Source organism: Achromobacter sp. UBA2119, from assembly GCF_002331005.1.
Classification (GTDB): domain Bacteria; phylum Pseudomonadota; class Gammaproteobacteria; order Burkholderiales; family Burkholderiaceae_B; genus Achromobacter; species Achromobacter animicus.
This window is the reverse complement of sequence record NZ_DCYD01000013.1, coordinates 166,181-180,456: the sequence shown is the minus strand read 5'-3', so window position 1 is coordinate 180,456 and position 14,276 is coordinate 166,181. Positions and strand designations below refer to the sequence as shown.

14 protein-coding genes are annotated in these 14,276 nt (G+C 65.6%); 9 read left to right on the top strand and 5 right to left on the bottom strand.

The window, feature by feature from the left end; all coding sequences use genetic code 11:
* Window positions 1-5: 5 nt before the first annotated feature.
* From B3098_RS13105 to B3098_RS13090, 4 genes are all read left to right on the top strand, one after another.
* Window positions 6-722 carry an SPOR domain-containing protein gene (locus B3098_RS13105; protein ID WP_239215037.1) on the top strand — a complete coding sequence of 239 codons (717 nt, stop codon included), beginning with the start codon at window positions 6-8 and terminating at the stop codon, window positions 720-722.
* Between the two features lie 79 nt (window positions 723-801).
* Window positions 802-1,434 carry a thiol:disulfide interchange protein DsbA/DsbL gene (locus B3098_RS13100; RefSeq protein WP_056565750.1) on the top strand — a complete coding sequence of 211 codons (633 nt, stop codon included), beginning with the start codon at window positions 802-804 and terminating at the stop codon, window positions 1,432-1,434.
* Window positions 1,435-1,595: 161 nt separating this feature from the next.
* Window positions 1,596-2,807 carry an ABC transporter substrate-binding protein gene (locus B3098_RS13095; protein ID WP_279971298.1) on the top strand — a complete coding sequence of 404 codons (1,212 nt, stop codon included), beginning with the start codon at window positions 1,596-1,598 and terminating at the stop codon, window positions 2,805-2,807.
* Window positions 2,786-3,751 (top strand): alpha/beta fold hydrolase, encoded by a 966-nt coding sequence (locus B3098_RS13090; RefSeq protein WP_286896791.1) that lies wholly within the window; start codon window positions 2,786-2,788, stop codon window positions 3,749-3,751. Before B3098_RS13095 ends, B3098_RS13090 begins: the two co-directional genes overlap by 22 nt.
* Window positions 3,752-3,843: 92 nt before the next feature.
* Here B3098_RS13090 and metC read toward each other — a convergent pair whose 3' ends face one another.
* Both metC and B3098_RS13080 read right to left on the bottom strand, forming a co-directional pair.
* Window positions 3,844-5,037: a cystathionine beta-lyase gene (metC, locus tag B3098_RS13085; protein ID WP_175185539.1), complete on the bottom strand. Its 1,194-nt coding sequence runs from the start codon at window positions 5,035-5,037 to the stop codon at window positions 3,844-3,846.
* Between the two features lie 58 nt (window positions 5,038-5,095).
* Window positions 5,096-5,815: a nitroreductase gene (locus B3098_RS13080; protein WP_286896788.1), complete on the bottom strand. Its 720-nt coding sequence runs from the start codon at window positions 5,813-5,815 to the stop codon at window positions 5,096-5,098.
* A 183-nt stretch (window positions 5,816-5,998) separates the two neighbouring features.
* Here B3098_RS13080 and B3098_RS13075 point away from each other — a divergent pair, with 183 nt between their 5' ends.
* The gene (locus B3098_RS13075; RefSeq protein WP_175123954.1) at window positions 5,999-6,625 is read left to right on the top strand and encodes a LysE family translocator; all 627 of its coding nucleotides are present in this window, start codon (window positions 5,999-6,001) and stop codon (window positions 6,623-6,625) included.
* Between the two features lie 63 nt (window positions 6,626-6,688).
* Here B3098_RS13075 and B3098_RS13070 read toward each other — a convergent pair whose 3' ends face one another.
* Window positions 6,689-7,756 (bottom strand): MBL fold metallo-hydrolase, encoded by a 1,068-nt coding sequence (locus B3098_RS13070; protein ID WP_286896786.1) that lies wholly within the window; start codon window positions 7,754-7,756, stop codon window positions 6,689-6,691.
* A 73-nt stretch (window positions 7,757-7,829) separates the two neighbouring features.
* On the opposite strand from B3098_RS13070, the gene B3098_RS13065 reads away from it, so the two are divergent.
* Window positions 7,830-8,210 (top strand): MerR family transcriptional regulator, encoded by a 381-nt coding sequence (locus B3098_RS13065; RefSeq protein ID WP_175123956.1) that lies wholly within the window; start codon window positions 7,830-7,832, stop codon window positions 8,208-8,210.
* A 5-nt stretch (window positions 8,211-8,215) separates the two neighbouring features.
* A complete protein-coding gene (locus B3098_RS13060) occupies window positions 8,216-8,548 on the top strand; it encodes a YnfA family protein (RefSeq protein ID WP_175123957.1) in 333 nt (110 codons plus the stop codon).
* Window positions 8,549-8,704: 156 nt separating this feature from the next.
* Here the strand turns inward: B3098_RS13060 and B3098_RS13055 are convergent, their stop codons facing one another.
* Together B3098_RS13055 and B3098_RS13050 are read right to left on the bottom strand one after the other, a co-directional pair.
* Window positions 8,705-9,676 (bottom strand): Bug family tripartite tricarboxylate transporter substrate binding protein, encoded by a 972-nt coding sequence (locus B3098_RS13055; protein ID WP_286896783.1) that lies wholly within the window; start codon window positions 9,674-9,676, stop codon window positions 8,705-8,707.
* Window positions 9,677-9,733: 57 nt separating this feature from the next.
* On the bottom strand, window positions 9,734-10,909 hold the full coding sequence (locus B3098_RS13050; RefSeq protein ID WP_286896780.1) for a M20 aminoacylase family protein: 1,176 nt from the start codon (window positions 10,907-10,909) through the stop codon (window positions 9,734-9,736).
* Between the two features lie 249 nt (window positions 10,910-11,158).
* On the opposite strand from B3098_RS13050, the gene B3098_RS13045 reads away from it, so the two are divergent.
* Both B3098_RS13045 and aceK read left to right on the top strand, forming a co-directional pair.
* A complete protein-coding gene (locus B3098_RS13045) occupies window positions 11,159-12,337 on the top strand; it encodes an isovaleryl-CoA dehydrogenase (protein WP_056327730.1) in 1,179 nt (392 codons plus the stop codon).
* Between the two features lie 22 nt (window positions 12,338-12,359).
* A complete protein-coding gene (gene aceK / locus B3098_RS13040) occupies window positions 12,360-14,264 on the top strand; it encodes a bifunctional isocitrate dehydrogenase kinase/phosphatase (protein WP_286896773.1) in 1,905 nt (634 codons plus the stop codon).
* The last annotated feature ends 12 nt before the right edge of the window (window positions 14,265-14,276 follow it).

Sequence of the window (14,276 nt, the reverse complement as noted above, 5' to 3'; positions counted from 1 at the left end):
GGTTCATGGCAACCAAGCGCAAATCCACCCGCCGTTCCTCCGGCGAAAGCGGCAGCACCCTGTACGGGGCGCTGGCCGGTCTGCTGATCGGGCTGATCGTCGCCGCCGTCGTCGCGTTCTATGTCACCAAGGCGCCCGTTCCCTTCGTGGACCGGGCCAGCCGCCAGGGCGATACGGGCAAACTGCCCGATCCGCGCTCGGCGCCGGACCCCAACGCCGGCCTGTATGGCCGCGACGGGGCTGCAGGCGCGCCGCCCACCGGTCCCACCGCCACCGCGCCGGCCCCGCTGCCGGGTGCGGGCGCGCCGTCCAAGGGCGATGAAACGCCCGCCAAGCTGGACGACCTGGGCGCGCTGATCGCCACGCTGCCCACCTCCCGGGCGCCGGCTGCTGCGCCGTCGGCGCCCCCCGCCACGGCGTCCGCGCCCACGCCCATCTCCAAGGCCGCCCCCACGGCGACGGCATCCGCCAAGCCGTCTGCACCCGCCGCCAACGGCACGTACTACCTGCAAGCCGGCGCCTTCCGCGGCGAAAACGACGCCGAATCGCTCAAGGCGCGCATCATCCTTTTGGGTCTGCCGGTCGCGGTACAGAAGGCGGAATTGAACGGCAAGCCCATCAACCGCGTCCGGGTCGGTCCGTTTGCCCGCCTGGACGACATGAACCGGGCGCGCGGACGCCTGGGCGAGAACAAGATCGAAACCGCCGTGGTGCGCCAATAGCGCCACGCGGCGGATCGTTTTGCATTGAACTAATCCGGCCCCGGGCCTGTCTGTAGCCTTTTATTCAGGAACCTCACCCATGCTGTCCCCCAAGCTCATCCGCATCCTGGCAGCCGCCGCGCTGACCGCCACGGCGTTCTTCAGCCCGGCCAGCCACGCGCAAGGCGCCCAGCAGTACGTGCCGATCAACCCGCCGCTGCCGTCGGACACCCCGGGCAAGGTCGAGGTCCTGGAATTCTTCGCCTACACCTGCCCGCACTGCGCCGCCATGGAACCCATGGTCGAAGACTGGGCCAAGACCGCGCCGTCCGACGTCGTCTTGAAGCAGGTTCCCATCGCCTTCAACGCCGGCATGAAGCCGCTGCAGCAGCTGTACTACACGCTGCTGGCCCTGGACCGTCCCGACCTGCACCCGAAGGTCTTCACGGCCATCCACGGCGAGCACAAGCGCCTGTTCGACAAGAAGGCCATGGGTGAGTGGATTGCCACCCAGGGCGTGGACCGCGCCAAGTTCGACTCGGTGTTCGATTCGTTCAGTGTGCAGACCCAGGTGCAGCGCGCCAACCAGCTGGCCGAGGCCTATCGCATCGAAGGCACCCCGTCGTTTGCCGTGGGCGGCAAGTTCATGACCTCGCCGGTGATGGCGGGCAACAGCTACGAAGGCGCGCTGAAAGAAGTCAACGCGCTGATTCCGATGGCGCGCGCGAAGTAATCCGCGCAATACCCGCATCGCAAACGCCCCGAGCCCTCCAGGCCGGGGCGTTTTTTTCAGCCTTAATTTTCAACCTTGATTCAGCCGCGCCGCCAAGACGCCGGGCTACACTTTCGCCATAAAAATCGCCGCACGCATGGCATCAAATGGGTGGAAGACAAATGAAGAAGCACTTCTCGCGCAGCAGCGCGGCGCTGGGCCTGTGCCTGTCGCTCGCAACGGGCCTGGCCCACGCCAGCGCCGCCGACGGCGTCAAGATCGGCGTCCTGACAGACATGGCGGGCGTCACTGCCGACGCCACCGGCAAGGGGTCGGTGGAAGCCGCCCGGCTGGCCATCGAGGAAATGGGCGGCACGGTGCTCGGCAAGCCGATCACGCTGGTTTCCGGCGATCACCAGCACCGCCCCGACATCGGCAGCAGCATGGTCCGCAAGTGGTACGACACGGAAGGCGTGGACGTCGTGGTGGACGTGCCCAACTCGTCCGTCGCGCTGGCCGTGCAGGGCATCGCGCGCGAAAAGAAAAAGCTGGTGCTGTTCTCCAGCCCCGGCACCACCGCGCTGACGCAGGCGCAGTGCTCGCCCTACGGCGTGCAATGGACCTACACCACCTACGCGCTGTCGCGCGGCACCGCCACCGCCGTCGTGAAAGAGGGCGGCAAGCGCTGGTTCATCCTGGCGTCCGATTACGCGTTCGGCAAACAGCTTGCCGCTGACACGGAAACGGTCGTCAAGGCCAACGGCGGCGAGATCGCCGGCACCGTCTTTCATCCGCTCAATGCGTCGGACTTCGCGTCCTTCCTGCTGCAGGCGCAGGGTTCCAAAGCGCAGATCATCGCAATCGCCAACGCAGGCGGCGACACCATCTCGGCCATCAAACAGGCCGCGGAATTCGGCATCGGCGGCACGCAGCAACTGGCGGCGATGCTGCTGCTGTTGACCGACGTGCACAGCCTGGGGCTGGCCGCCGCGCAAAAGACCTACCTGACCGTGCCGTCGTATTGGGACATGAACGACGGCACCCGCGCCTTCACCAAGAAGTTCGAGGCGCGCGTGGGCCGTCCGCCCACCTTCCTGCAAGCGGGCGTGTACAGTTCGGTGCGCCATTACCTGCAAGCCGTGAAGGCGGCTGATTCGGTCGATGCGGACGCGGTGATGGCCAAGATGAAGTCCATGCCCATCGACGATCCCTTCAGCCTGAACGCGCACATCCGCGCCGACGGCCTGGTGGTGCGCGACATGATGCTTGCGCAGGTCAAGACGCCCGAGCAGTCGAAGGCGCCCTGGGACTACTACAACATCGTGCGCACCATTCCCGGCGAATCGCTCGCGTGGCCGCTGTCCGACAGCCAATGTCCGCTGGTCAAGCCATGACGCAGGAACTGGCGCTGGCGGACTTCGGCAGCTTTTATGCGGGCGGGCGGCCCGTGCGGATCGAAGGGCAGCCCAAGCGTGATATCGCGTTCACGCAGACGGCGTCGCTGGCCTACGACCCCAACGGCCTCTATCACTTTGAGCAGGCCTACGTGCAGTACTTCATCCCGGCGCGCCTGGCGCATCCGCTGCCCATCGTGCTGCTGCACGGCGGCGGAATGACCGGCGCGATGTGGGAACAGACGCCCGACGGCCGGCCTGGCTGGATGCAGCATTTCCTGCGGCAAGGCCATGCGGTGTATGTGGTGGACAACGTCGAGCGCGGGCGCGCCGGTTGGGCGCCGTTCACGCAGGTCTGGCCCGAGCCGCCCATCATCCGCAACGCCGAGGAAAGCTGGTCGCTGTTCCGCTTCGGCCGTGCCGAGGATTTTGCTGCGCGGCAGGCGTTTGCGGGACAGCGCTTTCCGGTTGGGCATTTTGACGACTTCATCCGCCACGCCGTGCCGCGCTGGCTGGGCAACAACGATGCCGCGTTGCAGGGCTTTTGTGCCGTGCTGGACCGGATCGGGCCCTGCATCGTGCTGGCCCACAGCCACGGCGGCGAAGTGGCCTACCGGGCGCTGCACGCGCGGCCCGATCTGGTGCGCGGGGTGATCGGCATCGAGCCGTCCGGTTTTTCCACCGAGGTCATCGCGCACTGCGTGGCGGACAAGCCGTTTCTGTTCATTTATGGCGACTATCTGGACGCAACGCCACTCTGGAAAAAGCTCACGGCAACAGGCGCCGCCTACGCCGAAGACCTGGCCCGCCATGGCGGGCGGGTGCAGACGTGGCGGCTGGCGGATATGGGCATCGCGGGCAATTCGCACATGCCGATGATGGACGACAACAGCGACGATATCGCCGCGCGCATCGGCGCGTGGATCCGCGACACGGCGGGGTGATCGCGTTCGTCAATGCAACGCGGCGGCCTTGCAGCCGCCGCGTGTGGGTCTTGCGGGCGTAGTCGCACGCCTATTGTGCATTCACTGCGCGATCATTCCTTGACTGCCGCAGCCTGTTCAAACGCCTGCGTCAGATCCGCAATGATGTCCTCGGGCGACTCCAGCCCGATGTGCAGGCGCACGACCGGGTTCTCGCCTTCGCCCCAATAGCCGTGCTTGGACAGATCCTTCGGCGACACGAGCTGCACCAGGCTTTCATAGCCGCCCCACGAGAAGCCGATGCCAAAGAGCGTCAGCGCATCGACAAAGCGGCGCGCGGCGGCCGGGGACAGGGCCAGTTCGGCCGACAGCATGCCGTTCGACCCGGTGCAATCGCGTTTCCACAATTCGTGGCCGGGATCCTTGGGCCAGGCCGGATGGAACAAACGCACGGTCTCGGGACGGGAATCCAGGAACTCGCACACCTGCATCGCGTGGCGCGCATGCTGGGCCATGCGGATGGGCATGGTGCGCACGCCGCGCAGCGCCAGCCACGCGTCGTCGGCGCTGATGGAGTAACCCATCGCATACTGCGTGCGGTTCAGCTTGCGGGCGATGCCTTCGTCGTTGGTGACCACCGCGCCCAGCATCAGGTCCGAGTGTCCGCCCACGTATTTGGTGCCAGCAATGACCGAGACCTGCGCGCCCAGCGTCAGCGGCCGGTAGATGTAGCCGGAACCCCAGGTGTTGTCGGTGGCCAGCACCAGCCCGTGGCGCTGCGCGATGGCGGCCATGGCGCCCATGTCCAGCATCTCGAACAGCAGCGAGCCGGGCGATTCCACGTACAGCAGCTTGGTGTTGGGGCGCACCAGCGCATCGACATCCTCGCTGGCGGCAAAGTACGTGATCTCGATGTTCATGCGCTTGAGCACCGCATCGTCCAGCTCGCGCATCGGGCCGTACACGCTGTCGGAGATCAGCGCATGGTCGCCGGCCGAGCACAGCGCCATCATCACCATCGTCATGGCCGACAGACCCGAGGACGCCAGATAGCAATGCGTGCCGCCTTCCAGTTGCGTGAAGACCTCTTCCAGCGCGGCATGGGTGTCCATGCCCATGCGCCCGTACGTGGACGCGCGGCCGCCAGCCGCCTTGCTGCGCTGCGCGTTTTCCAGCGCGGCGATATTGGCAAAGCGCACCGTGCTGGCCCGCATGGGCGGAAGCGGCACCGGCGCCGTGCCGGTCTCGGGATTGAACGGGGCGGTGCCCGCGTGCTGGAGGACCGTATCGATGTGTTTGGTAGGCATCTTGTAGAGGTGCGTCAAAACCGGGAAAACCAAACCATATCAGGACGCGGCCGGAATTTCAGCCGATCCATTGAACCGTCTCGGACAAATCCGCGCGCCGGGTGCGATAGCTGTTGGCCGGATGCGCTGTGTCTTCGAAGCCGAACGAGATGCCGCACACCACGCGACGGCCGGGCGCGATGCCCAGCACTTCACGCAGCACCTCGGGGTACATCGCTAGCGATGCCTGCGCCACGGTTGCGACGCCGTTGGCCTGGGCGGCGAGCAGGAAGTTGGCGACATAGCCGCCGCAGTCCATCGCGCCGTACTCGCCCAGCGCTTCGTCGGTCGTGATGATCGCGACGTGCGGCGCGTCAAAGAGCGCGAAGTTGCGCATCTCCTGGCGCCGGTAGGCCTCGCGGTCGCCGCGCGGCACGCCGACGGCGCCGTACAGCTGGAAGCCGGATTCGCGGCGGCGGGCCAGGTATTCGTCGCGGTATTCGCGCGGGAACGGAAAGTCGGGCTTGAAGCCTTCAATCTGCGCGCGGCGCTCCAGCGCGTCGCGCAACCGCTTCGTGCCGTCGCCCTCGGTAATTGCCACCTGCCACGGCTGGCAATTGCACCAGGACGCCGTGCGCTGCGCCAGGGTCAGGATGCGTTCGATGGTGGCGCGGGGCACGGGCTGCGGCAGAAAGGCGCGGCAGCTGTGGCGGGAGAGCAGCCAGTCTTCGAGCGCGGCATCGGGTAGGGCGTCGTTGGCGTTATGGGTGTTATTGGCGTTCTGAGCGGCAACGGTCATGATCAGTCTGTCTCCTGTCGTGGTCGGCTTTGCCCTTATCATGCCACTTGCTGTCCGGCGCTGTCCGGGCGACGCTGACCTCGTGCCAATGGCGCAGTGGCTTCAACGCTACGCCGCTGACCAAACGGACGTGTCGCTTCCACCGCCCCGTCGCATCCGCTGCTCCGATACCGAAGAGACTCCATGCTGCCCCTCGACACCCTGATCGCATTCTTTGGCATTGCCGTGCTGCTGGCGCTGACGCCGGGGCCGGACAACCTATTTGTGCTGATGCAGTCCGCCATCTGGGGACGCAAGGCGGGCATGTTCGTGGTGCTGGGGTTGTGCACCGGCTTGCTTGGACACACGGCGGCGGTTGCGGTCGGCCTGGCCGCCGTTTTCGCCGCGTCGCCCGTGGCGTTTACGGTGCTCAAGCTGGCAGGCGCGGCCTATCTGGCGTACTTGGCTTGGCAGATCCTGCGCGCCCCCGTCGAATCTGAAGACGGCAAACGTCCCGAACCCATGCGGCCCGGCGCGTTATATCGCCGCGGCATCGTCATGAACCTCACCAATCCCAAGGTGCTGTTGTTCTTCTTCGCCTTCCTGCCGCAGTTCACGTCTCCACGGCTCGGGCCGGTCGGATTGCAGACCATGCAACTGGGCGCGGTGTTTATCGTGTCGACGCTGTTGGTGTTCGGGGCGATCGCGTTCTTCTCGGGTGCGTTCGGGGAATTGCTGCAGCGTTCGGTCACGGCCAAGCGCTGGTTGAACCGCATCGCCGCGCTGGTGTTCGTGGGGCTGGCGGTCAGGCTGGCAACGGCTTCGCGCTAGACGCCGCGCGCTGCCTCGGGGCACGCGCAGCGGGCACAGGTCACCCGCCGCCATCACCGCCAATCAAACCGCCTTGAACCGCACGATGCCATCGGCATCCTGCGCGCGCGTCAGCTTGCCTTCGAAATACAGCGCATGCAGATGCGCCAGCGCCTCGCCCATCGCGAACGTCAGCTGGTGCAGATCCAGCTTGCGCTTGAACAGCACCGGCACGATGTCGGATGTCGATTGCGGCTTCACGGCACAGGCTTCCAGCACCTCGGCCAGCCGATCCCGGTGATGCTCGTGCTGCTGCGTGATGCGCTCATGCAGCCCCTTGAACGGGCGGCCGTGCGACGGCAGCACCAGCGTGTCGCGGGGCAGGCCGTCATAGCCGTGCAGCGACCGCAGATACAACGGCAGGGGATTGGCGTCGGGTTCGTAATCGAACACGCTGACGTTGGTGGAAATGCGCGGCAGCACCATGTCGCCGGAAATCAGCACGCCCAGGTCAGGCGAGAACAGTGACGCGTGTTCCGGCGCATGGCCGTAGCCCACAATCACACGCCAATCGCGCCCGCCGATGCGCACCTGATCGCCGTCCATGATGCGCGTATAGCGCGACGGCACGGCAGGCACCAAGTTGGGGAAATAGCTGGCGCGCTGGCGGATCTGTTCCTGCGCGTCCGGGTCCGTCAGGCCGTGACGGGCGAAGTGTTCGACCGCCGATTGGCCGCCCGGCCCCGCGCCGGCATCCGTGCGGCGCGACGACCACAGCGACGCCACCATGTAGTCCGTCATCGTCATCCACAGCCGCGCGTTCCAGCGCTCGCACAGCCAGTAGGCCAGACCGATGTGGTCCGGATGCATGTGGGTGACCAGCACGCGCAGCACGGGCAGGCCGTCCAGTTCGTTCTTGAACACGTCTTCCCACAGCGTCTTCACTTCGTCGCGTGAAATGCCGCAGTCGACGACCGTCCAGCCATCCTGGCCGTCGATGTTGTCGCGCAGCAGCCAGAGGTTGATATGATCCAGCGCGAACGGCAGCGGCATCCGGATCCATTTGACGCCCTCCGCCACCGCATGCGCGCGGCCGGCCTCGGGCTGAAAATCGGCCCAGGGATACTGAAGCTTCTGTTCGTTGGGGTTCATTGCCTCTCGCTCCACGCTTGACGATCACGTCAAGTCATCATAATTTACGTTTACGTAAACTGCCACACGTCGCATGTCCCCGTCAACCTGGACCATCTCCGAGCTCGCCCGCGAGTTCGACGTCACGCCCCGCACGATCCGCTTCTACGAAGACCAGGGGATCGTCAGCCCGGCGCGCGAGGGCCGCAACCGCATCTTCGGACCGCGCGACCGCACGCGCCTGAAGCTGGCCCTGCGCGGCAAACGGCTGGGCCTGCAACTGTCCGAGATCCTGACGCTGATCGACATGTACGACGGACCCGGCGACACCGAGGTGCAGTTGCGCCAGTATCTGTCCGTGCTGGAACAGCATCGCGTCACGCTCGAGCAGCAGCGTCGCGACATCGACGATACCCTTCAGGAAATCAGCGAACAGGAACGCCAGTGCCGCGTCCTGTTGGCGCAGAAGCCGTAGTCCGCATGGCTGTTTTTCAAACCATCGGGCTTTTCGTCCTGACCGCCCTGGCCGAGATCATCGGCTGCTATCTGCCCTATCTGTGGCTGCGCAAGGGCCACTCCATCTGGCTGCTTGCGCCCGCCGCGCTGAGCCTGGCGCTGTTCGCGTGGCTGCTGACCCTGCACCCGACGGCATCGGGCCGCGTCTATGCCGCGTATGGCGGCGTCTACATCGGCATGGCGCTGCTTTGGCTGTGGGCGGTGGACGGCGTGCGGCCCAGCGCGAGCGACTGGATCGGCGTGGGCCTGTGCCTGGCCGGCATGCTGGTGATCATGTTCGGGCCGCGCGGGACGTGATCCGGCCTGCCGGACGGGCAAGAAAAAAAGCACGCGTTCCCGTGAAGGGCCGCGCGCTTTGCATTGGTGCCGGTCTTTTGACGCAGGTTGCGTCTCGGCGCATCTCGCGCGGCGGATTGACCGCCGCCACGCTGAGTTGCCACCACAAACCGCCGGTCACTCCGCCTTGATATTGCTTTCCTTGATGATGCGGGCGTTGTTCGTGAACTCGGCCTGCACCTGCTTGGCAAACGCCTCACCCGATGCCGTACCCGGCTGCAGGAACGACTTGGCCAGCAGCTCCTGGAACTCGGCGCTGGCCACGGCCTGGGTCAACGCGGCCTGCAAGGGCTGCGACACCGTCGGCGGCAGATTGGCCGGCGCGAAGATGCCGAAGTTCGAGTAGTACTGCGCCTGCGGCAGTTTCAGCTCGGCCATCGTCGGCACGTCGGGCCACGCGGCCAGACGCTGCGGCGCCATCACCGCCAGCGGCTTGAGCGCGCCGTTGGCAACGTGCGGCAGCACGACGTCGCTGTTGACCACCAGCAGTTCCACCACGCCGCCCAAGCCGTCGGTCAGCGCCTGGCTGTTGCCGCGATACGGCACGTGCAGCATCTTGGTGCCGGTCTGCGCGGTGACCGCCGCCATGCCGATATGCGCGACCGTGCCCTGACCCGGCGTGCCGTAGCGCACGCCTTCGGGATGCGACTTGGCGTATTCCACCAGCCCCGCAAAATCTTTCACCGGCAACGCCTTGGTCGCCACGATGGCCACCGGCGCGACGGCGACGCTGGCCACCGGCGTCAGGTCCTTCATCGGGTCATAGTTGGTCTTGGCCAGATGCGGAAAGATCGTCAGCGGGCTGGTCGAGGCCAGCAGCAGCGTGGTGCCGTCCGGCTGCGCGCGCGCCACGTAATCGGTGCCCACCGAGGCGCCCGCGCCCGGCTTGTTCTCAACGATGACCGTGATGTTGGCTTCCTTGCGCAGCGCATCGCCCAACCGGCGCGCGATCGCATCGGCGCTGCCGCCGGCCGTGTAGGGCACGACCACGGTAACGGGCTTGGCCGGCCAATTCTGCGCCATCGCGCCGTTTGCCATGATTGCCAGGGCCGCCCCCGCGGCCTTGATGAACAACGTCTTCTTTTTCATATCGTCCTGGTGATTTGCGTAGCACTGCGTTGGTGAAACGGACTGCGGTAAAGCACATCAGGCAAGGTAGCGTTGCGCCAGGCGAACCCAGTACGACGCCCCCGCCGGAATCAACGAATCATTGAAGTCATAGCTGGCGTTGTGCAGCATGCACGGGCCCAGGCCATGGCCCGCCATGCGATGCTCGCCGTCGCCATTGCCCAGGAACACGTAGCAGCCCGGCTTTTCCTGCAGCAGGAAGGCAAAGTCTTCCGAGGCCATGGCAGGTTCGATGGTGAGTGCGCGGTCCTCGCCCACGACCTCGCGCATCACGTCCATGCAGAATTCGGTCTCGGCCACGGTGTTGACCAGCGCCGGGTAGCGGCGCTCGAAATACACCTCGGCCTCGCAGCCATGCGCCGCGGCGATGCTGGGCGCGATCTCCTGCATGCGCCGCTCGATCAAATCGACCACGTCGGTGCTGTAGGCGCGCACCGAGCCACCGAGCCACGCGGTATTGGGAATCACGTTGATGACGCTGCCGCCCGCCTGCACCTGCGTGATGGACAGCACCGCCGCATCCAGCGGACACTTGCTGCGCGTCAGGATCGTCTGCAACGACTGGCCGATGGCAAAGAGCGCCGGCACCGGGTCATTGCAGTCCTGCGGCGCGGCCGCATGGCCGCCCTTGCCCTTGACCGTGATCTTGAAGCCGTTCGCTGCCGCCATCATGGGACCTGCACAGACGCCGAAGGCGCCAGCCGGCAGGCCCGGCCAGTTGTGCATGCCAAAGACCGCCTCGCAAGGAAAGCGCGTGAACAGGCCATCCTGGATCATCGCCCGGCCGCCCGCGCCGCCTTCCTCGGCCGGCTGAAAGCACAGGTATACCGTGCCATCGAAGCCGCCCGCTGTCTGCAAATGCTGCGCCGCAGCCAGCAGCATCGCGGTGTGACCGTCATGGCCGCAGCCGTGCATCTTGCCGTCGTGACGCGAGCGGTGCTCGAACTGGTTTTCTTCCTGCATGGGCAGCGCATCCATGTCGGCGCGCAGCATGATGGCCCGGTCCGACGTGCCCCGCTTGATCACGCCGACCACGCCCGTCTTGGCGATGCCCGTATGCGTTTCGATGCCCCAGCCGCGCAGCGTATCGGCCACCACCTTGGCCGTGCGGTGCTCTTCGTAGCAAAGCTCCGGGTGCATATGAATGTCACGGCGCAACGCCACGATGTCGTCCAGATTGGAAAGTTCGAGCACAACTGACTCCGTCGGATATTTCAAAAATTAAAGGGTCATATCAAGTATTGCCCATCATCCCTGTCGCAGCAGTGCGCAACGCGCTAGGGATAACCCTCATCCAATTTACGTTTACGTAAACGTAATATTTGCACTGCATCATTGCGCAGCGCCGGATGAACGGCGCATCATGGATCACCCCCGCGACGGCGGCCAAGACACGTCCGCGCAGGTTCATGAATGTAAGCACCTACTATCACGGAGACACTGATGAATCTTCCCGGCCTGAACTTCGACCTGGGCGAAGACCTGGACATGCTGCGCGACGCCGTACGCAATTTCGCGCAGGCCGAGATCGCGCCGCGCGCCGCAGAAGTCGACCGCAGCGACCAATTCCCCATGGACCTGTGGCGCAAATTCGGTGACCTCGGCGTCCTGGGCATGACCGCCGACGAGGAATACGGCGGCGCCAACATGGGTTACCTGGCCCACATGGTCGTCATGGAAGAAATCTCCCGCGCCAGCGCCTCCATCGGCCTGTCGTACGGCGCGCACTCGAACCTGTGCGTGAACCAGATCAACCGCAACGGCACCGCCGCCCAGAAGGCCAAGTACCTGCCCAAGCTGATCTCCGGCGAACACGTCGGCGCGCTGGCCATGAGCGAACCGGGCGCAGGCTCTGACGTCGTCAGCATGAAGCTGCGCGCCGACAAAAAGGGCGACCGCTACGTGCTGAACGGCACCAAGATGTGGATCACCAACGGCCCGGACGCCGACACGCTCGTCGTCTACGCCAAGACCGATCCCGAAGCCCACCAGCGCGGCATCACCGCCTTCCTGGTCGAAAAGGGTTTCAAGGGCTTTTCCGTGGCGCAGAAGCTGGACAAGCTGGGCATGCGCGGCAGCCACACCGGAGAGCTGGTGTTCCAGGACTGCGAGATCCCCGAGGAAAACGTGCTGGGCCAGGTCAACGGCGGCGTAAAGGTGTTGATGAGCGGCCTGGACTACGAACGCGCCGTGCTGTCCGGCGGACCGCTGGGCATCATGCAGGCCGTGATGGACGTGGTGGTGCCCTACATCCACGACCGCAAGCAGTTCGGCCAGGCCATCGGCGAATTCCAGCTCATCCAGGGCAAGGTCGCGGACCTGTACACGACGCTGCAGGCCAGCCGCGCCTTCTGCTATCAGGTCGGCAAGAACCTGGACAAACTGGGGTCCGACCACGTGCGCCAGGTGCGCAAGGACTGCGCCGCGCTCATCCTGTACACCGCCGAAAAGGCCACCTGGATGGCGGGCGAGGGCGTGCAGATCCTGGGCGGCAACGGCTACATCAACGAATATCCGGTCGGCCGCCTGTGGCGCGACGCCAAGCTGTACGAAATTGGCGCCGGCACCAGCGAGATCCGCCGCATGCTGATCGGCCGCGAACTCTTCAACGAAACCGCCTGACGCCTTATCCACAGCCCGCGCCATGATCCGCACGTCCGACATCCAGCACATCGAGCAGGCGCCCGCCCCGGGCCCCTCGCCGCTGGACGTCGCGCGCCTGATCCTGGCCGGCTTTGACCGGCACTACGCGCTGTTCCGCTATAGCGCCCAGCGTGCCAAGGCGCTGTTTGAATCCGGCGACTGGCACGGCATCCAGCATCTGTCCCGCGAACGCATCGAGTACTACGACATGCGCGTGCGCGAATGCGCGACGCAACTGGAAGGCGTGCTGCGCGGCCGACCAGAGGGCGCGGTTGGCACTACGGTTGGCAATACGGGCAACGGCGCAGAGCATGCCGCCAAGAACGGCAACGGCGCCGCCGCCCCGTCCCTTACCGACGCGCAGACCGCGTACTGGCAGCAGATCAAACAGGAGTTCGTCGGCCTCCTGGGCGAACACCGCCAGCCCGAATGCGCCGAGACCTTCTTCAACTCGGTCTCGTGCCGCCTGCTGCACCGCGACTACTTCCACAACGACTTCCTGTTCGTACGCCCGGCGGTCGCCACCGACTACCTGGACAGCAGCGTGCCGTCGTACCGTGTGTACTACCCGGTGACCGACGGCCTGGAAAAAAGCCTGATCCGCATGGTGGCCGACTTCGGCCTGGCGCTGCCTTTCGAAGACCTGCCGCGCGACACGCGATTGCTGGCCCGCGCCGCGGTGTCCAAGCTGCGCGCGGTCCTGCCGCGCCACGTCGGCCGGCGCATCGCCACCGACTGCCAGCTTCACGCGCTGGGATCGCTGTTCTTTCGCAACAAGGGCGCCTACATCGTCGGCCGCCTGATCAACCAGACCACCGTCTATCCCTTTGCCATCGCGTTGACGCGCAATCCGGCAGGGCAGGTGACGCTGGACGCGCTGCTGCTGGGCGCGGACGACCTGAGCACGCTGTTCAGCTTTACCCGCGCGTATTTCCTGGTCGACATGGAGACGCCCGCGGCAGTGGTCAACTTTCTGTCGAGCCTCTTGCCTCGCAAACCCAAGGCCGAGCTCTACACCATGATCGGCCTGCAAAAGCAGGGCAAGACGCTGTTCTACCGCGACTTCCTGCATCACCTGGCCCACTCGCGCGACGCCTTCGACATCGCCCCCGGCATCAAGGGCATGGTGATGTGCGTGTTCACGCTGCCGTCCTATCCGTACGTGTTCAAGCTCATCAAGGACCGCATCGACAAGGACGGCATGGATCACGCCACCGTGCGGCGCAAGTACCAGATGGTCAAGCTGCACGATCGCGTCGGCCGCATGGCCGACACCTGGGAATATTCACAGGTCGCCCTGCCGCGCGCCCGCTTTGCGCCCGCGCTGCTGGACGAACTGCGCCGGCTGGTGCCCAGCCTTATCGAGGAAACCGGCGACACCGTCGTCATCCGCCATGTCTACATCGAACGCCGGATGACGCCGCTGAACCTGTACCTGCAGCAGGCGCCGGACGCTTTGCTGGACCACGCCGTGCGCGAATACGGGGACGCCATCCGGCAACTGGCCGCGGCCAATATCTTTCCCGGCGACATGCTGTACAAGAATTTCGGCGTCACGCGCCTGGGCCGCGTCGTCTTTTATGACTACGACGAAATCCAGCGCATGACCGAGATGAACTTCCGGCGCATTCCGCCGGCCCCGAACGAAGAAGCGGAGATGGCCTCCGAACCTTGGTACGCCATCGGCCCGAACGACGTCTTCCCCGAGGAATTCGGCCGCTTCCTGCTGGGCGATGCGCGCGTGCGCGGCGCCTTCATGCGTCACCATGCCGACCTCCTGGAACCGGACTGGTGGCAGGCCTGCCGCGCCCATGTGGCGCAAGGCCGGATCGAAGAATTTTTCCCTTACGATAAGGACAGACGCTTGCGTGCAGACCGCCCTTCAAACGGCAACGCGGTGTTGTAACCCAATCGCTGT

Excerpts from the sequence above, each read along its gene's own strand:
- B3098_RS13095 (WP_279971298.1), top strand. The coding sequence starts at position 1,596 with ATGAAGAAGCACTTCTCGCGCAGCAGCGCGGCGCTGGGCCTGTGCCTG.
- aceK (WP_286896773.1), top strand. The coding sequence starts at position 12,360 with ATGATCCGCACGTCCGACATCCAGCACATCGAGCAGGCGCCCGCCCCG.
- metC (WP_175185539.1), bottom strand. The coding sequence starts at position 5,037 with ATGCCTACCAAACACATCGATACGGTCCTCCAGCACGCGGGCACCGCC.
- B3098_RS13055 (WP_286896783.1), bottom strand. The coding sequence starts at position 9,676 with ATGAAAAAGAAGACGTTGTTCATCAAGGCCGCGGGGGCGGCCCTGGCA.
- B3098_RS13070 (WP_286896786.1), bottom strand. The coding sequence starts at position 7,756 with ATGAACCCCAACGAACAGAAGCTTCAGTATCCCTGGGCCGATTTTCAG.
- B3098_RS13075 (WP_175123954.1), top strand. The coding sequence starts at position 5,999 with ATGCTGCCCCTCGACACCCTGATCGCATTCTTTGGCATTGCCGTGCTG.
- B3098_RS13065 (WP_175123956.1), top strand. The coding sequence starts at position 7,830 with ATGTCCCCGTCAACCTGGACCATCTCCGAGCTCGCCCGCGAGTTCGAC.
- B3098_RS13100 (WP_056565750.1), top strand. The coding sequence starts at position 802 with ATGCTGTCCCCCAAGCTCATCCGCATCCTGGCAGCCGCCGCGCTGACC.
- B3098_RS13105 (WP_239215037.1), top strand. The coding sequence starts at position 6 with ATGGCAACCAAGCGCAAATCCACCCGCCGTTCCTCCGGCGAAAGCGGC.
- B3098_RS13080 (WP_286896788.1), bottom strand. The coding sequence starts at position 5,815 with ATGACCGTTGCCGCTCAGAACGCCAATAACACCCATAACGCCAACGAC.
- B3098_RS13045 (WP_056327730.1), top strand. The coding sequence starts at position 11,159 with ATGAATCTTCCCGGCCTGAACTTCGACCTGGGCGAAGACCTGGACATG.
- B3098_RS13060 (WP_175123957.1), top strand. The coding sequence starts at position 8,216 with ATGGCTGTTTTTCAAACCATCGGGCTTTTCGTCCTGACCGCCCTGGCC.
- B3098_RS13090 (WP_286896791.1), top strand. The coding sequence starts at position 2,786 with ATGTCCGCTGGTCAAGCCATGACGCAGGAACTGGCGCTGGCGGACTTC.